General features: G+C 66.9%; 18 protein-coding genes. 9 read left to right on the top strand and 9 right to left on the bottom strand.

The window, feature by feature from the left end; all coding sequences use genetic code 11:
* Positions 1 to 5 precede the first annotated feature (5 nt).
* The 3 genes from ACVOMH_RS03395 to bfr all read left to right on the top strand — a co-directional run bounded on the left by ACVOMH_RS03395 (position 6) and on the right by bfr (position 1,504).
* Positions 6 to 617: an RNA pyrophosphohydrolase gene (locus ACVOMH_RS03395; protein ID WP_057506051.1), complete on the top strand. Its 612-nt coding sequence runs from the start codon at positions 6 to 8 to the stop codon at positions 615 to 617.
* An 87-nt stretch (positions 618 to 704) separates the two neighbouring features.
* Positions 705 to 914 carry a (2Fe-2S)-binding protein gene (locus tag ACVOMH_RS03390; protein ID WP_481522672.1) on the top strand — a complete coding sequence of 70 codons (210 nt, stop codon included), beginning with the start codon at positions 705 to 707 and terminating at the stop codon, positions 912 to 914.
* Positions 915 to 1,033: 119 nt separating this feature from the next.
* Positions 1,034 to 1,504 carry a bacterioferritin gene (bfr, locus tag ACVOMH_RS03385; protein WP_054659448.1) on the top strand — a complete coding sequence of 157 codons (471 nt, stop codon included), beginning with the start codon at positions 1,034 to 1,036 and terminating at the stop codon, positions 1,502 to 1,504.
* Between the two features lie 7 nt (positions 1,505 to 1,511).
* Here the strand turns inward: bfr and ACVOMH_RS03380 are convergent, their stop codons facing one another.
* Genes ACVOMH_RS03380 through ACVOMH_RS03370 form a run of 3 tightly spaced genes read right to left on the bottom strand, consistent with a single transcriptional unit; the run spans position 1,512 to position 6,341 of the window.
* Complete coding sequence (locus tag ACVOMH_RS03380; RefSeq protein ID WP_481551048.1) at positions 1,512 to 3,836, bottom strand: ATP-binding protein; 2,325 nt, start codon at positions 3,834 to 3,836, stop codon at positions 1,512 to 1,514.
* Positions 3,833 to 5,662 carry an EAL domain-containing protein gene (locus tag ACVOMH_RS03375; RefSeq protein WP_481551047.1) on the bottom strand — a complete coding sequence of 610 codons (1,830 nt, stop codon included), beginning with the start codon at positions 5,660 to 5,662 and terminating at the stop codon, positions 3,833 to 3,835. Before ACVOMH_RS03375 ends, ACVOMH_RS03380 begins: the two co-directional genes overlap by 4 nt.
* A gap of 31 nt (positions 5,663 to 5,693) precedes the next feature.
* The gene (locus ACVOMH_RS03370) at positions 5,694 to 6,341 is read right to left on the bottom strand and encodes a DUF4126 domain-containing protein (RefSeq protein WP_481522675.1); all 648 of its coding nucleotides are present in this window, start codon (positions 6,339 to 6,341) and stop codon (positions 5,694 to 5,696) included.
* A 168-nt stretch (positions 6,342 to 6,509) separates the two neighbouring features.
* On the opposite strand from ACVOMH_RS03370, the gene ACVOMH_RS03365 reads away from it, so the two are divergent.
* From ACVOMH_RS03365 to ampE, 5 genes are all read left to right on the top strand, one after another.
* On the top strand, positions 6,510 to 7,250 hold the full coding sequence (locus ACVOMH_RS03365) for a DUF6776 family protein (RefSeq protein ID WP_481551046.1): 741 nt from the start codon (positions 6,510 to 6,512) through the stop codon (positions 7,248 to 7,250).
* A 2-nt stretch (positions 7,251 to 7,252) separates the two neighbouring features.
* Positions 7,253 to 7,690 carry a bactofilin family protein gene (locus ACVOMH_RS03360; RefSeq protein WP_054658944.1) on the top strand — a complete coding sequence of 146 codons (438 nt, stop codon included), beginning with the start codon at positions 7,253 to 7,255 and terminating at the stop codon, positions 7,688 to 7,690.
* Positions 7,691 to 7,721: 31 nt separating this feature from the next.
* Complete coding sequence (gene erpA / locus ACVOMH_RS03355) at positions 7,722 to 8,108, top strand: iron-sulfur cluster insertion protein ErpA (RefSeq protein WP_054658942.1); 387 nt, start codon at positions 7,722 to 7,724, stop codon at positions 8,106 to 8,108.
* 59 nt (positions 8,109 to 8,167) lie between these two features.
* Positions 8,168 to 9,076, top strand: a complete 909-nt coding sequence (gene nudC / locus ACVOMH_RS03350) for an NAD(+) diphosphatase (RefSeq protein WP_481551045.1) — start codon at positions 8,168 to 8,170, stop codon at positions 9,074 to 9,076.
* A gap of 72 nt (positions 9,077 to 9,148) precedes the next feature.
* Entirely contained in the window at positions 9,149 to 10,045 is an 897-nt protein-coding gene (gene ampE, locus ACVOMH_RS03345) for a regulatory signaling modulator protein AmpE (RefSeq protein ID WP_481551044.1), read from the top strand.
* Positions 10,046 to 10,104: 59 nt separating this feature from the next.
* On the opposite strand, the gene ACVOMH_RS03340 is transcribed toward ampE, so the two are convergent.
* The 4 genes from ACVOMH_RS03340 to ACVOMH_RS03325 form a co-directional block, all read right to left on the bottom strand.
* On the bottom strand, positions 10,105 to 10,521 hold the full coding sequence (locus tag ACVOMH_RS03340) for a DUF2752 domain-containing protein (protein ID WP_481551043.1): 417 nt from the start codon (positions 10,519 to 10,521) through the stop codon (positions 10,105 to 10,107).
* Positions 10,522 to 10,567: 46 nt separating this feature from the next.
* Positions 10,568 to 10,849 (bottom strand): CD225/dispanin family protein, encoded by a 282-nt coding sequence (locus tag ACVOMH_RS03335; protein ID WP_054658939.1) that lies wholly within the window; start codon positions 10,847 to 10,849, stop codon positions 10,568 to 10,570.
* Positions 10,850 to 10,870: 21 nt separating this feature from the next.
* Positions 10,871 to 11,104 (bottom strand): hypothetical protein, encoded by a 234-nt coding sequence (locus ACVOMH_RS03330; RefSeq protein WP_157722828.1) that lies wholly within the window; start codon positions 11,102 to 11,104, stop codon positions 10,871 to 10,873.
* 193 nt (positions 11,105 to 11,297) lie between these two features.
* Complete coding sequence (locus ACVOMH_RS03325; RefSeq protein WP_054658937.1) at positions 11,298 to 13,187, bottom strand: MFS transporter; 1,890 nt, start codon at positions 13,185 to 13,187, stop codon at positions 11,298 to 11,300.
* A 179-nt stretch (positions 13,188 to 13,366) separates the two neighbouring features.
* Between ACVOMH_RS03325 and ACVOMH_RS03320 the strand changes: the two genes are divergently transcribed.
* The gene (locus ACVOMH_RS03320; RefSeq protein WP_481551042.1) at positions 13,367 to 14,560 is read left to right on the top strand and encodes an MFS transporter; all 1,194 of its coding nucleotides are present in this window, start codon (positions 13,367 to 13,369) and stop codon (positions 14,558 to 14,560) included.
* Here ACVOMH_RS03320 and yccS read toward each other — a convergent pair.
* Both yccS and purD read right to left on the bottom strand, forming a co-directional pair.
* Entirely contained in the window at positions 14,557 to 16,746 is a 2,190-nt protein-coding gene (gene yccS, locus ACVOMH_RS03315) for a YccS family putative transporter (RefSeq protein WP_481551041.1), read from the bottom strand. The two genes, ACVOMH_RS03320 and yccS, sit on opposite strands and share 4 nt — an antisense overlap.
* Positions 16,747 to 16,859: 113 nt before the next feature.
* Entirely contained in the window at positions 16,860 to 18,167 is a 1,308-nt protein-coding gene (purD, locus tag ACVOMH_RS03310; RefSeq protein ID WP_481551040.1) for a phosphoribosylamine--glycine ligase, read from the bottom strand.
* Positions 18,168 to 18,174: the final 7 nt, after the last annotated feature.

Here is an 18,174-nt window from a genome sequence, read left to right as displayed (position 1 = left end):
GCATCGTGATCGATCCGGACGGCTATCGACCGAACGTCGGCATTGTGCTGATGCGTGAGGATGGGCAGGTGTTCTGGGCACGCCGCGTGCGCCGGGATGGCTGGCAGTTCCCGCAAGGTGGAATGAACACCGACGAGACACCGGTCGAGGCCATGTATCGCGAGTTACAGGAAGAAACCGGTCTGTTGCCTGAGCACGTCGAAGTGCTGGGGGCCACGCCTGGCTGGTTGCGCTACCGGCTGCCCGCCAGGGCCATCCGCCATAACGAGCGCCAGGTCTGCGTCGGCCAGAAGCAGGTCTGGTTCCTGCTGCGTCTGACCGGCGATGAAGCGCATGTGCGCCTGGACCTGACCGAGACCCCGGAATTCGACCATTGGCGCTGGGTGGACTTCTGGTACCCAGTCGAGCATGTGGTGATGTTCAAGCGGGGTGTCTATGCGCGTGCGCTGCGGCATCTGGCGCCGCTGGCGCAGGGGGTGGCGGGGGGCGGTATTCAGGCGATGCCGCGATCCGCACAGGAGGCGTGGTTGCCGGGCAGCAGTGCCGGGCATGAGCGGCCACGCAAGCGAACGCGCCGGACCGGGCCCTGGCCGCGGCGACGGCTCCAGGAGGATTAGGGGCGGTTCACCTTCGGAATTGACAACTATTCGCGTTTGCGTTTGAATCTCGATCAGCCGCTTCCGGCTACTCAAGGCCCACGCATCATGTACGTCTGCATCTGCACCGGAGTTACCGATCACCAGATCCGCGAAGCCGCCCTGGCGGGTTGCGAAACGGTGGCAGAGCTGACGATGCGTACCGGGTGCGGGTCCAATTGCGGCTCTTGTCTGGAGATGGCCGCGGGCCTGCTGGAACAGGCCCGCAACACCCGGGCCCTGCCGCTCCCCGTCCTGTGGATGGCCCGCGCCGCGTAAGTCCCAGCGGGACTTCCCCGAGGTGAGCCCGCGCTGGGGCTAATGATCACGATTCGCGTTCCTTCATGCGGCATCCGCAAGCGTTACAGTGCCTGCGTTCAACTGCGGGAGCGAGTGCAATGAAGGGCGACGCCAAGGTCATCGAATTCCTCAACAAGGTCCTCTACAACGAGTTGACCGCCATCAACCAGTACTTCCTGCACGCCAAGATGCTGAAGAACTGGGGGCTGAAGGAACTGGCCGAACACGAATACAAGGAATCGATCGACGAGATGAAGCATGCCGACGTGCTGTCTGATCGCATCCTGTTCCTTGAAGGACTGCCGAACTTCCAGGCGCTGGGCAAGCTGCGCATCGGTGAAAATCCCACCGAGATCCTCAAGTGCGATCTGGCGCTGGAGATCGAAGCGGTGACGGTATTGCGCGATGCGGTGGCCTACGCCGAGTCCATCGGTGACTACGTCAGCCGCGAGTTGTTTGTGAAGATCCTCGATTCCGAGGAAGAGCACATCGACTGGCTGGAAACCCAGCTGGATCTGATCGCGCGCATCGGCGAGCCGAATTATCTGCTGACCAAGCTGGACGACTGATCCGGCTTCAGTGGTCGACGGTGCTGTTGGTTTCGCGGATTCCGGCCTGGTAGCCGGTCAGTGCCAGGCGCGTGCGCGCGAACTCGGCGATGATCAGCGCGACCATCACCGCCGGCCGTTCCAGGGTGCCGGCGCGGGCATCCAGTTCCACCCGGCGCGCCGCGGCTGACAACGCCAGCGCGCCGACATTGGCGCTGGAGGATTTCAGGCTGTGGGCCAGCTCGCGCAACTGGTCCAGATCGGCGCTGGCCGCCGCGTCCTGCAGCCGACGGACCAGCGGTGCGGTGTCATCGAGAAACACCTTGATGATGGTGGCGGTTTCTCCGCCGGCGATTTCCCGCAGCTCATCGAGCACTTCGCGCTCGAGCACCGGCAGCGAAGTGGCCGGCGGCATGCTGGATGGTGTTTCCACCGGAGGGGCGGCCATCGCAGGGCGCATGTCCGGCACCGCGGCAGCAGTGGCTGCGCAGGCCGGTTTGCACCAGCGGCGCAGGCAGGCGGCGAGCTCGTCGCGGGCGATGGGCTTGGACAGGTAGTCGTCCATCCCGGCATCCAGACAGCGCTGGCGATCGCCCGCCATGGCGTTGGCGGTCATCGCGATGATTGGCAGTCGGTGCAGGCCCGCAGTGGTCTCGTGCTCGCGCCAGCGGCGCGTGGCGCTGTAGCCATCGAGCACCGGCATCTGGCAGTCCATCAGCACCGCGTCGTAGCGTTGTACGCGCATCTTCTGCAGGGCGATCTCGCCGTGGACTGCGGTGTCGGCCGCGCAGCCGAGGACGGCCATCAGCTTCTGCGCGACCAGCAGGTTCACCGGGTTGTCTTCGACCAGCAGCACGCGTGCCCCGGCCAGTGCGGTAGGGGTGTCCGGCTCGGCCTGGGCGGCTGCCGATTGCGGGGCGGGCGTCGCCGGTGTTGGCGCCTGAATCACCGGCGCCAGCATTGCGCGCAGATCCGCATCCGGGCTTTGCCGTGACAGCAGGTTGCCATGGGCGCGCAGTTCTTCGGCGACCGGCATATCTCCGTAGAGCCAGATCAGACGCAGGTCGCCGTGCTCGTTGCGGGCGATGGCGCGCTGCAGCGCCAGGGCGCTCTGGCGCAGGGGTTCCAGATCGCCGATGACGGTGTGATAGGCGTTGGATGCGGTGCCATTGCGCAGGCGCTCGAGCGCCTCCTGCACCGTATCCACCGCTTGGACCGCAAAGCCCCAGTGCGGGAGTGCCAGCTCCAGCCGCTGGCGCAGACGCGGTTCGGGTGTGACCAGCAGTACCCGCGTCTTGTTCTCTACCGGAGCCGTCTGGCGCAGATCGCCGATCACCTTCAGCAGGGGAATCTCGAACCAGAACGTGGCGCCGCTGCCCGGGGTAGAAACCACGCCGATGCTGCCGTGCATCAGGTCGATGATGCGTTTGCAGATGGCCAGTCCCAGCCCGGTGCCGCCATACAGGCGCGTGGTGGAGGCGTCGGCCTGGGTGAAGGCGTTGAACAGGCGCTCCTGCTGGGCGGCATCGATCCCGATGCCGGTGTCGTGCACTTCAAAGCGCAGCTGGTGCTGGGCATTGGTTTCGCCCAGTCGTTTGACCTGGATCTGGATGCTGCCGCGCTCGGTGAATTTGATCGCGTTGACCAGCAGGTTGCTCAGCACCTGGCGCAACCGTACCGGATCGCCGCGCACCGAAAGCCGTACCGCCGGATCCAGTGCCAACGTGATGCGCAGCCCCTTGTGCTCGGCCGAACGCTGCATCAGTTGCAGCATCGAATCGAGCAGTTCGCGCAGGTTGAAGGTGGTGATCTCCAGCTCCAGCCGGTTGGCTTCAAGCTTGGAGTAATCGAGGATGTCATCGACGATGCGGAACAGCTGGCGCGAACTTTCGCTGGCGGTGTTGAGCATCTCCCGCTGTTCCGGCTCCAGGTGTCCCTGCGCAACCAGTTCAAGCATCGGGATGATGCCGTTGAGAGGAGTGCGGATCTCATGGCTCATCGTGGCCAGGAACTCGCTCTTGGCCAGGGTCGAAGCCTCGGCCTCCTGCTTGGCCTGCAGCAGCTGCTGTTCGAGCCGGGTGTGTCGCTGCTCTTCCTGCCGCAGTCGCAGCAGTTCGCGCTCACTCTGTAACGCGCGGCTTCGTTGCAGTGCCAGGGTGTCTGCCAGGTGGCGGCTGGCGAAAACGGCAAACAGGGCGGAGGCGCCGGCGCCGAGCATGGCGCCGGTTGCGGCCAGGGCTGCGAAGCGGGGCGGCAGCAGCCAGACACATGCTGCCGCGGCGATCGCCAGCATCGCCGCGGCGATCGCCCATCCGGTGGCTGACGGTGTGTGCTCGGCCGAGCGCCCGCTCATAGCACCGCGTTCTGGAAATCGAAGTTCAGCTCCGTGCCCACCGACTGCACCACATTGCCCTGGATGAAGTCGACCCCGCTCATCCACATTGCCGCGGCGGCCTGCGGGTCCTCGATCTGCTGGCCGATGACCTGCAGCCCGGCGTGATGGGCGCTGGTGATGGCCAGCCGCAGCTCATCGCGCAGTTTCTGGCTGCCGGCACTGCCTGCGAAGCGACCGGCCATGCGGACGTAGCTCAGCGGCAACTGGCTGAGCAGTGCATTGGCCTCGTCGCCGGGCTCGAACTGGCTCAGGCAGAACTGCACACCTGCCGGCATCAGCCGGGTACAGAACTGCTGCAGGGTGACCGCATGCACCAGTGCGTCGCCCAGGCGGACATCCACCACCAGCGAGCTGCCGGGCACCTGGCGCTCCTGCAGTGTATTCAACAGCCAGTTGGCGAAGCTCTCGCGCGCCAGTGTGCGCAGCGACTGCGAGACAAACAGCCGCATCGGTGGCGTGGCATGCTGGTACAGGTGCAGCATGCCCAGTGCGTGGTCGAGCATCTGCTGGTCGAGGTCGGCGATGCGGCCGGCGGCTTCGGCGGCGGGAATGACCTGCCCGGCGGACAGCAGGGTGCCGTTGCTCTGGCGCAGGCGCAGCAGCACCTGGTACTGGGCGGTGTCGCCACCGGCGACAGCGACGATGGGCTGGTAGGCCAGTTCGATCTGGCCGTCCAGCAGGGCCAGGTGTTCATGCGTGGCGTCTTCGCTGCCCTGGTAAGCCACCAGACCGTCGGGGTGCAGGCGTGCCAGCAGCGCGGTGCGCTCCACCGCCTCCAGCGCGCTGCCGGCATCGGCGAAGCCGTGTGACAGGCCGGCATAGCCGATGGCGCAGCGCAGGTGGACCGATTCGTCCTCGCGCGCGATCAATGGATGGGCCGACAGCGCTTGGCGCACCGCGCCTGCCAGCGGTGCCAGTGCTTCTTCGTCGATACCGCGGGTGAGCAGCAGGAAGCTGTTGTCGTTCAGACGGGCCAACAGATGCGGCCGCGCCGCCTCGGCCAGCCGTCGTCCGGCCTGCACCATCAGCCGTTCGAAGGCGGCATAGCCATAGCGTTCGCGCAGCCCCAGGGCGCTGGCCACTTCGATGAACATCACGCCACCGGGCTGCCGTTCGGCCAAGGCCGTGTCCAGCTGCAGCATCAGGTTGTGGCGGGTGGGCAGGCCGGTCTCGGGATTGTTCATCGCCGGCGCGGTGTCGCTGCGTCCTTGTGCCTGCTGGCGTGAGCGGCGGATACGGTTGGAGACCGCCGCCACCAGATGGCGCGGCCGGATCGGTTTGGTCAGGAAGTCGTCGGCGCCGCTGTCGAGCACCTCGAACTGGCGCTCGGGATCCATATCACCGGTCAGGAACACGATCGGCAGCAGCTGCTGGTCCGGCTGCTGGCGGATCAGCGCGGTCAGGCGCATGCCGTCCAGGCCGGGCATGTGCAGGTCCATCAGGATCAGGTCCGGACGGTGCTCGGTGATGGCCTGCTGCACGCCCTCCACTTCCATCTGCACGATGGCCTGCATGCCGGCGCCGTGCAGCACACTTTGTGCGAACAGCGCCTGGGAGCGGTCGTCCTCGACGATCAGCACGCGATACGGTGCTTCGCCGGCGGCCTGATGATTGCTGTTCTCGTTGCGGGCCGCCGAAGGCACCGGAGCGGGTGCCTGCGTCTGTTCGGGCTGGGTGATGCTGGCAGGCACGTTCTCCACACTCCAGCGCTGCCAGTAATTGGCCGGTGGGGTTTCCGCGCGGATCGGTCGTGCGGAGGAAATCACAGTGTCGTTGGTGGCCATCGGTACTCCCGGTCGACCGTGGATTATGCGGTCAAGCCGACGGTGGCAGCGAATGATCGCCCGGTGCCGGCGCTTGCGCGGGCCGCGCAGCGGGCGGGGGGGCGGCGAACAGCCGGCGCAATCCGCGCCAGAGCATGCGCCAGATCAGCCATACCGTCAGCGCACCGATCAGGCTGGCGCCGATCACGAACACCAGCGCCAGCCACGGGTTGGCCAGCGCCAGCGCCAGCCCGCCGATGACCACACCATCCTCGGCGGTGGAAGCGACCCAGTTGCTGGCCGGCTCCGGCGAGGTGTTGAGCAAGGCGCGGGTACCGGCCTTCAGGCCGTGGCTGGCCAGCGCGACCCCGGCGCCAGCGGCGAGCACGCCGGTGCTGAGCTCCCCGTCGCCTGACAGGGTCGCCGCGGCGAGGAAGGCGCCGGCCGGCACCCGGGCAAGGGTCTGCAGCAGGTCCCAGATCGAGTCCACCCCGGGAATCTTGTCGGCGAAAAATTCGGTGATGGCTAGTGCGCCGGAGGTGCCCAGCACCCACCAGGACTGCGTGGCCTGCAGCGCCGGCGGCAGCTCGACCCAGCCCAGCAGCCCGGCCAGGCCCACGCCGAACACGGTCAGATACACCCGGATGCCGGCCAGCCAGGCCAGCAGGATGCCGATGACAAAGATATGGGCGTCGGTCACGGTCGTCGGTCCATGAGGAAACTGTGAGCAGGGTCCAACTATCGGGCATGGCCGCGGTGAATGCCAGATCCGGCCTGCCGGCGCCCTGGCCGGGGGTCGTTTACACTGCCGTGTCGTTTCGAACGGAGCAGCAGCGCCCGTCTTCACTCACGGGTGCCGGCCACTGCCATGAACAACCGATCGCCTTCCCGTTTCCAGATCACCCCGCGCGGCGCCGGTGGCACCCGCCCGGGCTGGCTGCCCGTTGCGCTGCTGGCCACCGCCTGGCTGTTGTCGCTGCTGCTGGTGGGCTGGCTGGCCGCCCGTTATGCCTCGCCCGATGCGGGCGGTCTGCGCGAGCGCCTGCGCCAGAGCGAGCAGCAGCTGGAGCAGCAGCGCGGGCAGATCGAAGAATTGCGGCAGCGGCAGGCCACGCTCGAGGCATCGGACAAGATCAGCCGCGCGGCCAATACCGAAGTGCAGGCCTCGCTGGCCGAGCGCGACGAGGAAATCGCCGGCCTGCGCGCCGATGTCGCCTTCTATGAGCGGCTGGTGGGGGCCACCAGCCAGCGCAAGGGCCTGAACGCCCATTCGATCGAATTTTCCGCCGAGGCGGCCGGGACCTGGCATTACAGCGTGGTGCTGACCCAGAACCTGAACCGCGGCGCCATCAGCCAGGGCCAGATGCGCTTCTCGGTAGAGGGCGTGAAAGACGGCAAACTGACCACGGTCAGCTGGGATGAGCTGCACCAGCGCAAGGATGTGCCCGGGCAGAACTATTCGTTCCGCTATTTCCAGCAGCTGGACGGGAGCGTGATGCTGCCCCGGGATTTCACCCCGCAACGTGTGCGAGTCTCGCTGTCGGGGCCCGGGGGAGGCGCCACACAGACATTCGATTGGAAACTCGCCGGCAACGGCAGAGGGGAGTAATGATGTTCAAAAGCAAATCCAACCGCGACAGCCAGCTGGTCGTGGACGCCCTGATCGGGCCGCAGGTGGTGATCCGCGGCGATGTGGTGTTCAGCGGCGGGCTGTACGTGGAAGGCCGCATTCTGGGCAAGGTCGTCGCCGAAGACGGTGCCGAGGCGATGCTGACGCTGGCCGAGCAGGGCCATATCGAAGGCGAGATCCGCGCCGCGGTGGTGGTGCTCAGCGGCCGCCTGGATGGCGACGTGTACGCCAGCGAGCGGATCGAGCTGACCCCGAGCGCGCGGGTGACCGGCAACGTCCATTACCAGGTGGTGGAGATGAATGCCGGTGCCCAGTTGAACGGTCGACTGGTCCATTCCGCCAGCGCGGTCGCCGCGCTGCCGTCACCGGAGGCCAAGCGGGGCGGAAAGATCCGCCAAGCTGAAGCGGCCGAAGCTTGAATCCTCCCGGCCGCGTCCCCATGCTGACCCCATGAGTACGTTAGTGTCCCTGCCCGGCGCCAAGCCGGCACCTGATTACCAGTCGCTTGATCGTCCGCTCAATTTCACCGGTGCGGCCGCGGCCAAGGTGCGTGAACTGATCCAGGACGAGGGCAGTGACGCGCTGGCGTTACGCGTCTACATCCAGGGGGGCGGCTGTTCCGGCTTCCAGTACGGCTTCGAGTTCGACGAGAACCGCGAGGCCGACGATCTGGCGGTGGTCACCGACGGCGTGACCCTGCTGGTCGATCCGCTGAGCCTGCAGTATCTGATGGGTGCCGAGGTGGATTACACCGAAAGCCTGACCGGCGCACAGTTCGTGATCCGCAACCCGAACGCCCGCACCACCTGCGGCTGCGGCAGCAGTTTCTCGGTCTGAGTCACCGGCCGCACACGGCGCCCTTGCGATAGGGGCGCTTTGTCGGCACGCTCTGGCCGATGTCAAAGCTCTCCCTACCTTCCTTGGCCGGCTACGCGTTTACCGCCAGCTCCCTTGATCGCGCCGATGCGTTGCGCGATGACCCCGATGCGTTGTCCGGCCTGTGGCCGCAGGCCCGCGTGCTGGTGCTCGATACCGATGGCACGGCCTTGTGCGATGACAGCGGACAGCCGCTCCCGCTCAGTGGCCGGGATCTGGGCGGTGGCCCGGGATCGGCAATCTTTCTGGGCGTGGAACAGGGCCGTGCAGTGTTCGTGGTCGAGGCCGGTGCGGTGACGGTAAGCGCGCCGCAGCGGGTGGATCTGCGCCAGGCCGCGGCGAGCTGGTCGCCGGCCGATTCCGCCGCGTTCTGCTATGCCCGTGGCATGTCGTACTGGCATACGCGCACCCGTTATTGCGGCGTGTGTGGCGGCGCGGTGAATTTCCGTCGCGGCGGTTTCATCGGCCACTGCGGACAATGTGGCACTGAACACTATCCGCGGGTGGATCCGGCGGTGATCGTCGCGGTCGAAAACCAGGGGCGATTGCTGCTGGGACGCCAGGCCAGTTGGGCGCCACGCCGCTATTCGGTGCTGGCCGGTTTTGTGGAACCGGGCGAGACCTTCGAGCAGACGGTCATGCGCGAAGTGTTCGAGGAGGCCAAGGTGCGGGTGCGTGAAGCGCGTTATCTGGGTACGCAGCCGTGGCCGTTTCCGGGCGCGTTGATGGTCGGCTTCTGCGCCACTGCCGAGGACGATGTTCCGGCCGTGGATGGCGAACTGGAAGATGCGCGCTGGTTCAGTGTGGATGAAATCAGCTCGGCAATGCAGCGTGAGATCGACGATGACGGGCAGGGCATCTTGCTGCCGCCGCGGATTTCCATCGCGCGGACGCTGATCGGGGACTGGTTCGACCGTCAGCGTCGTTGAGCCGCTGCCAGCGCCATCTGCGCCGGTTCCAAGGGGGAAGGCAATGCCGACAATCGTGACAGGAGAATTCGCATGTTCACGACACTGGTAGCGGTGATCGCCGCGCTGGTACTGGGCCATCTGGCGCCGGCGCAGATGGCCGCGCTGCGCGACTGGCGCTGGTTCGGGCGCTGGCTGGCATGGGTGCAGGGTCAGTCGGAAACGGCGCAGGACAACCGCCATGCTTTGTGGCTGGCGATCCTTCCCTGCGTGCTGGCGGTCGCCGCGCTGCAGTGGCTGTTGTCCGGGCGGCTGTACGGCTTGCCGTCGCTGCTGTTCGGCATCGCCGTGCTGGCCCTGTGCTGGGGGCCGCGCGATTTGGATCGCGATGTGGAAGCGGTGATCGATGCCGAAGATGCAAATGCCTGTGGTGTGGCGATCTCGCAGCTGCAACGCGCCGGCGGCAGCCTGCGCGAGGACGCCCCCTCGCTGGTGGATGCCACGGTGATCAATGGATTGCGTCGCTGGTTCGCGCCGCTGTTCTGGTTCCTGCTGCTGGGGCCGTGGGGCGTGCTGCTCTACCGGTTGCTGGCGCAGGCCGTGCACGGCGCGCAGGGCGCGTTGCTCTCGCCTGCGGCGCGCGAAGACGGCAACACCTTTTTGAAAATCCTGGAATGGCCGGTGGCGCAGCTGATGACGTTGGCGATGGCGCTGGCGGGCAATTTCGACACCGTGTCTTCGGCATGGCGCCGCGCCGGCGGCAGCCGGGCATCGCTGTCCATCGACTTCCTGGCCGAGGCTGCGCGCGCGAGTGTGGGGGCCGAGCTGGTGGAAGAAGCCGAAGCGGCCGAAGCGGCGCGACTGGAAGGCATGCTGCCGGCCGATGAGCGCTTTCCCGAACTGCGCGATGCGATGAGCCTGGTCTGGCGCATGCTGCTGCTGTGGATGGTGATGCTGGCACTGATGATCATCGCCGGCTGGGTCGGCTAGGCCCGCCAGCGGGAAGGCGCTGCAGGGCCATCGCGCCAGCCGCGCGGAAGGCGGCTGTATCAGCCCGGCGCCAGCAGATGGAACGGATACCAGGGAAGGTTGCGGGTAACCCAGAAGCCGGCAATCAGTCCCATCCACAGCATCGGCCGCGCAACCGGTCGCAGCATCGGCTGAAGTGCTCTCGGCCACAGACCCGCGCCGTGCAGGGCCATCATCAGCATGGGCAGAATCGAGACCACGAGCAGTGGGTTCATCGCCAGGGCCTGGGGCAGGTCCAGCTGGACCAGCGCATGCAGACAGCGGGTGCTGCCGCAACCCGGGCACAGGATGCCGGTGAGCATGTAGAACGGGCAGGCGGGCAGGGGATTGCCGGGTGTGTTCGGATCGATCCGGCCCAGCACGGCCACCGCACCGGCCCCGAGCGTGGCCATTGCGGCCAGCGGTGCATAACGCAACAGGTGCGGGGGAAATTTCATGTCACAGAGCGCAGGCCGGCCGCGGACAGCCGACCTGCGTAATGCATCAGTAACCCGATGCGCCGCTCATCGCGCCGCCAACACCCAGCAGCACGAACACGACCACATACAGGATCACGACCACGACCCAGGCCAGGGCCGACCAGATGGCCCACTTCTTGGCCTTCTCCGAGGCGTCACGGGCACCGGCGACGTCACCGGCTGCCAGCAGGCCGTTGACCTTGGCGGCGTGGATGATCGAAACGATGCCCAGCGGCAGGCAGCAGAACAGGGTGGACAGGATCGCCCAGACGAGGTTGTTGGAAACGGCGGGACTGCTGGTGTTCACGAAAAACTCCTTGTTGAAAAATCAGCGAGACTTGCAGGCATTTGCCGCGATCAGCGGCGAAATGATCATGGCGGCGATCCAGCACAGGGGCCAGGTGATCCAACCGATGAACAGGAAAAGCAGCAGGAAATTGACGAAGGCCACGGCCCAGTAGCCGAACATGATGAACAGTCCGGTGGCGACATTGCCAGCGTACATATGGCCGATGCCGAACACCTGGAACAGGCCGGGGAGAACTTCCAGCAACGCCGCCACGCCACCGGATCTGTGCGGATGGTAGTAGTGGTGAACCTGCTGCGGAATGGGCGGCGCCGGCGCTGGTGCCGGTACCGGTGGTGTCGCGTTGTCCATGTATCCCCTGGGTGTCCCTTGCGTCGCATTGTCCCCTGCGATGCGTAAGCGCGATAGCGTAGCCAGTTGTCTTACGTCTGGAAAGCGTGGCGTGTGCTCAGGCCTCGCTGCCGCGCAATGCCCGCACCTTGTCCTCCAGCTGCGCGGCACCGGTAGCGGTTCCCTCCACCGGGGGCGCGGCGATGACGCCGATCTGGGCGCGGAAGCGGCGCGGTACCCGCATCCGCCCCAGCCGGGTGTCGCGCCGGCTCCACATGCTCGACCACATGCCGGTGAGCGCCATCGGCACCACGGGTACCGGGCGCCGCGCCAGGATCTTCTCCACGCCGGACTTGAACGCCGCGATCTGGCCATCCCGGGTCAAGGCGCCCTCCGGGAAGATGCAGACCAGTTCGCCCTCGGCCAGCGCCGCATCCACCTCGTCGAACGCGCGCTGCATCAGCGCGGCGTCCTCTTTCGGGCTGGCGATGGGAATGGCCTTGGCGGTGGTGAAAATCCAGCGCATCACCGGGATGTTGAAGATCCGGTAGTACATGACAAAGCGCACCGGGCGCGGGATGGTCGCCGACAGGATCAACGCGTCCATGTAGCTGACGTGGTTGCAGACGATCAGCGCCGGGCCCTCATCGGGCACGTGTTCCTCCACGCCGGTCACGCGCAGCCGGTACAGGGTGTGCACCATCACCCAGCTCAAAAAGCGCATCAGGAATTCGGGGACGATGGTGAAGATGTAGACCGCCACCACCACGTTGGCGATGGCCAGCGCCAGGAACAGCTGCGGCACGCTCCAGTCGAGCACGGTCTGGGTCAGCAGGCCCAGCCCGGCGGCCAGCACGATGAAGCCGGAGTTCTGGATGTTGAGCGCGGCGAACACCCGCGACATCTCCGACCTGGGCGAACGGCTCTGGATCAACGCGAACAGCGGCACCACGAAGAAGCCGGTGAACAGGCCGATGCCGAGCAGATCGATGACGATGCGCACGCTGCCGGGCTGTTGCAGGAATCCGGCCAGGTCCAGACCGGCCACACTGGCCGTGCCGGTGCGGGCGAAATACAGATCGAACAGGAATGCGCTCATGCCGAACGCGCCCAGTGGCACCAGTCCGATCTCGACGATGCGCCCGGACAGCTTTTCGCACAGCAGTGAACCGGTGCCGGTGCCCAGCGAGAACAGTGCCAGCGCCACGATGTACAGCGTGGAGCCGCCGCCCAGATTGACCTCGGCGTAGGTGGGCAGCTGCGAGGTCAGGATGGTGCCGAAGAACCAGAACCACGACACGCCGAGGATGGCGTTGCGGACCGCCTTCTGCTTCTTGGCCAGGCGCAGCACCGCCAGCGATTCGCGCAGCGGATTCCAGTGAATTTTCAGGTCCGGCGCGCCGGCATCCACGCGCGGGATCAGGCGTGCGGCCAGGTTGCCGGCCAACGCCAGGGTGATGATCGCCACTGCCGCGACGATGGGGCCCTGGCTGCCGGCCAGCGCGAAGATCATGCCGCCGGCGATCATGCCGGTCAGGATCGAAATGGAGGTGCCCATCTCGACCAGGCCGTTGCCGCCGGTCAGTTCCTCGGGTTTGAGGATCGAGGGCAACACCGAGTATTTCACCGGTCCGAACAGGGTGGACTGCAGGCCGGTACAGAACAGCGCGATCAGCAGTACCGGCATGTTCTGGGTGAGAAAGCCGATCGCCGCCAGCGACATGATCACGATCTCCATCAGCGTGGTGATCACGATCAGCCGCTGCTTCTCCAGCTTCTCGGCGATCTGTCCGGCCAGCGCCGAGAACAGGAAGTACGGCAGGATGAACAGCGCAGGTGCCAGGTTGGTGTAGAGCGTGCGTTCTTCGGTGCTCACGCCCAGATAGAACAGCAGACCGATGATCGCCTGGCGGTAGATGTTGTCGTTGAACGCGCCCAGTGCCTGGACGATGAAGAACGGCAGGAAGCGTCGCTGCGTGAGCAATGAGAACTGGCTGTGGCCGGACATCGGGACTCCTTGGTCTGCGCGGCACATTAGCAGACCGTGATGGCGGCTGAAGTACCATCAAACGCGGCCTTGGCTTCTGGATCACTGTGTCATGGCGGTGTTTTCACCGCCTGCGCGCAAGCTCGGCAAAAATAGCGGCTCTGCCGCGTCGGACGCGGCCTTGTGCGATATGTCCTGTGATGAACAACTCCGCTCCAGTCGCAGCCACGTCGCGGCCGCTGTCCTCCGCGCTGGTGCTGCTGCTGGCGATCGCGGTTGGTCTGGTGGTGGCCAGCAACTACTACGCCCAGCCGTTGTTGCAGCTGCTGGCCGGCGTGTTCGATGTCAGTGCCGGGGTGGCCGGCTGGGTGGTGACGGTGGCGCAGCTGGCCTATGCCGCCGGGCTGCTGCTGATCGTGCCGCTGGGCGACAGGCTGGAGCGGCGAGGTTTGATTGTCGGCCTGTTCGTGCTGGCATCGGGGGGCCTGGGGATCAGTGCCAGCGCCGGCAATTTCGTCCAGCTGCTGGCGGGTACCGCCCTGGCGGGGCTGAGCGCGGTGGCCGCGCAGATCATCATTCCGCATGCGGCCACGCTGGCGCGACCGGAGCAGCGCGGGCGCGTGGTCGGCACGCTGATGGCCGGCCTGCTGCTGGGTATTCTGCTGGCGCGGACCGCCTCCGGGCTGCTGGCGGGCATCGGCTCGTGGCACACCATCTACTGGGTTGCGTGTGTGGCGTTGCTGCTGTGTGCCCTTGTCTTGGTCCGGCTGCTGCCGCCATACAGGCCGACGGCCAGACTGTCGTATCCACGCCTGATCGGCTCGGTGCTGGCTCTGCTGCGCGATGAGCCGCTGCTGCGCCGGCGCTCGCTGCTCGGCGCCTTGCTGTTTGCCGGTTTCAGCGTGTTCTGGACGCCACTGGCGTTCTTGCTGTCAGGGCCGGCCTATGGCTACTCGATCAGCACCATCGGCCTGTTCGGCCTGGTGGGCGCGGCCGGGGCGCTGGCGGCCAGCCGCGCCGGGCGACTGAGTGATCGCGGACTGGGGCGCTGGGTGGCGGGCGGCGGCCTGGTGCTGCTGCTGCTGTCCTGGCTGGTGCTGGCGCTGGCGCCGGTCTCGCTGGCAGCCCTGGTCGTTGGCGTGCTGTTGCTGGATATCGCGGTGCAGGCGGTACACATCAACAACCAGAGCGCGATCTACCAGCTGGATGAAAACGCGCGCAGCCGCATCACTTCGGCCTACATGACCTGTTACTTCATCGGCGGCGCCAGTGGCTCGGCGCTGGGCACGGCGGCGTGGACGCGATACGGCTGGAACGGCGTGTGCGTGCTGGGCGGCGGCTTGGCGCTGCTCGGCCTGCTGGTGTTCTTCGTGCCGGCGCGCAGGTCGCGCTAGGCCTTTGCCGGAGGCGCGCTGCCGGCAGTGGTTGTTGCCACCGCTTCGGCGGCCACCGTGCGCAGCCGCGGCAGCAGCCGCAGCATGAGCGCCAGCTGGGTACGTACCAGCTGCGATTTCTCGTTGATGTCCTCGGGTGTTTGCTCCAGTGCATCGGCCAGGGCGATCTCGTCTTCCTGCGGCGTGGCGGCCTCGCGTTTGCCCAGTGCCTGCGCCAGTTGCGACAGCGACTGCTGCAGCTGCTGCTGGCCCTGGTGGACCAGCGGATCATCGCTGACCACCACCGCCTGCGCGCGATGCGCCCCCAGTGCCGACAGATAGCCCAGCAAGGTGTTGGACAGGGCGAGGAAGCGGAAACCCGCATCGAGATTGCCGCGGGCATAGCCCGGTTCGCGCAGCATGTTGGACAGGGCTGCCGACAGGGCGACATCGGCGTTGTGCATGTCGCGTCGGGCGATACGGTAGGGCAGGTCATCGCGCATGCCGCTGCGGTACTGGCCCAGCACCTCCTCCAGATACGCCGCGCCGGTCGCCACCACCTGCGCCATCACCTTGTGCAGCCGCCGGCCTTCCCAGTCCGGCAGGATCAGCAGCGAGGCCAGCGCGGCGATGACGCAGCCGATCAGCGTGTCGAGCAGGCGCGGCCAGATCAGCACGAAGCCGTCGCCGAGCAGGTTGAAGCACAGCAGCGCCATCAGGGTGATCGCCGCGGTGGCGATCACATAGCGGTCGGTACGGGTGATGAAGAACAGCAGCGCCGCGGCCAGCGCCAGCAACAGCTGCAGGCCGGTACCGGGAAACAGCTGCATCAATGCCCAGGTCACGCCCAGGCCGAGCAGTGTGCCGGCGATGCGCTGCACCAGTCGCAAGCGGGTCGCACCGAAATGCGGGCGGCACACGAACACGATGGTCAGCAGGATCCAGTAGCCGTTTTCCGGATGCACCAGCGCAAGCAGGGCATAGCCGGCGATCAGGGCGATGCCGATACGCACGCCGTGGCGGAACAGCAGCGAGCCGGGCGTGAGGGCCTGGCGCAGGCGCGTGCCGATATCGCGCAGGGTATGCGGCGAGGAATCGCGCAGGCGGGTGTCGATGCCTTCCAGCGGGGTGTCGGCCAGCGCGGTTTCCGACAATTGCCGCTCGATGCTGGATAGGTTGGCCGCCAGCAGCTGCAGCGAACCGAGCAGGCGCGTCCACTGTGGATTGCGCTGCGCGCGCAGGTACTGCAGCGAGGACTGCAGGTCCTGCCCGGCCACGCGGGTGCGCTCACCATAGTCAAAGGGCTGGCGCAGGCGGATGGCCTGGCCCAGGGCCTGGCAGGCCTTGCCCTGCAGCGACAGCAGGCGCCGGCAGCGGTAGAGCACGTCGCTGTGGAAGAAGGCTTCGGCCAGTGCCTCATAGGGGTAGTGCGAGGAGCTGGCCCGCTCATGGAAATCCTGCGCCATGTAGTACAGGCGGAAATACAGACCCGATTGCACACCTGGCCGCCCGGAGCGGCCGAAGCGGCTGAGGATCGCGGTCTTGGCGATGTTCAGCGCCCGCACCACGCGCACGTTCTGCTCGGCCAGCGCCAGCTGTCGCGCCTCCAGGTTGCCCTGCCGCACCGGTTCGAACAGGTCGGCCTTGAGCTGCAGGTACTGGCCCAGCTCGACGAACAGCCGCGCCAGCCGCTCGCGCACCGGGCGGTTGGCGAACATCGCCGCCCACAGGATCGACAGCAGTCCGTACCACGCCGCACCCGCCAGCAATGGCAGCACTTCACGCGTCGCCTGCCACTGGTTGCTGCCAGGGTGCTGGTCCAGCGCGATCATCGCGTAGATCGCCAGCGTCACCGCGGCCTGGCCGATGGAGGCATAACGCTCGCCCAGTGCGCCGAGCAGGGTCAGGCCGAACGCGGTCAGCGCCAGCGCGGTAATGAACGGCAGCGGATGCGGGAACAGCACGACCACCGCGGCGGCGGCCGCGACAAAGCACAGCAGCGACAGCAGCACCGATTTGGTGCGTCCCCACCAGTTGTCATCGGTCTCGGCGATGGCGCTGGCGATGATGCCCAGGAACAGCCCCGGGATCGCCCCGATAGGGCCGTCGTACCAGCCGTAGGCCAGAGCGGCGGTGAGCGCGATGAACACCCGCAGCCCATAGCTGGCTTTCTCGTGGGCCCACAGCCGGGTCAGGCGCGATTCCAAGGCGGGTGGCGCTCGATGATGGGATCAGGGGCCATTATTGCCGGTCCCGGGGACAGACCGGCAATCGTCCGGTGCGACCGCAGGGCGAGCGCACCGGTCTGTTTCAGGGGGGATCAGCCCTGATCCTGCTCGCGGGCGATGGCACGCCAGCCGATGTCGCTGCGGTGGAACGCGTGGGTCCAGTGGATCTTCGCCACACCGGCATACGCGTGCCGCTGCGCGGCGGAGACGCTGTCACCCAGCGCGGCCACGCACAGCACACGGCCGCCGGCGGAAAGGATGTTGCCTGCGGCGTCCTGCGCGGTGCCGGCGTGGAAGACCTTGGCGCCGCCGTGGGAAATATCCCCCGGCACGTCCTGCAGGCCCGAGATCACCTCGCCGGTGATCGGCGTTTCCGGATACGGCCGGGCGGCCATCACCACGCCCAAGCTGGGGCGCGGATCCCAGCAGGCTTCCACGCCAGCCAGCGCGCCGTCGATGGCCGCCTCGAGCAGCTCGACCAGATCCGACTGCAGGCGCAGCATCACCGGCTGTGTTTCCGGGTCGCCGAAGCGCACGTTGAATTCGATGACCTTCGGCGCACCGCTGGCATCGATCATCAGCCCGGCATACAGGAAGCCGGTGAACGGCACGCCATCTTTGATCATGCCGGCCACGGTCGGCTCCACCACTTCGCGCATCACCCGAGCATGCACTTCAGGGGTGACCACCGGAGCGGGAGAGTACGCGCCCATGCCGCCGGTATTCGGGCCGGTGTCGCCGTCGCCCACGCGTTTGTGATCCTGCGATGTCGCCATCGGCAGCGCGGTGCGGCCGTCGACCATCGAGATGAAGCTGGCTTCCTCGCCTTCGAGGAATTCCTCGATCACCACGCGTGCGCCGGCATCGCCGAAGGCGTTGCCGCTGAGCATGTCGTGCACCGCCGCCTCGGCCTCGTCCAAGGTCATCGCCACGATCACGCCCTTGCCCGCGGCCAGGCCGTCGGCCTTGATCACGATCGGCGCGCCCTTCTCGCGCAGGTAGGCCAGCGCCGGCGCCACCTCGGTGTGCACCGCGTAGAACGCGGTGGGAATGCCATGCCGGGCGAGGAAATCCTTGGCAAACGCCTTGCTGCCTTCCAGCTGCGCGGCGGCGGCGGTCGGGCCGAAGATGCGCAGGCCGGCGGCGCGGAAGCGGTCCACCACACCCAGCACCAGCGGCACTTCCGGACCGACCACGGTCAGCCCCACCGCCTCGTCCTGGGCCAGGCGCAGCAGGCTGTCGATGTCGGTGACCTTGACCGCCACGTTGCGGCACTTGGCTTCGGTGGCGGTACCGGCGTTGCCCGGGGCGACGATCACTTCGCTCACGCGCGGCGATTGCGCCAGCTTCCAGGCCAGAGCGTGTTCACGGCCACCGGCGCCGATGACGAGGATTTTCATGGGGTCA

Source organism: Stenotrophomonas sp. STEN013, assembly GCF_056760355.1.
Note: the sequence above shows the minus strand (reverse complement) of the source record. Positions and strands in the feature narration are given on the sequence as shown.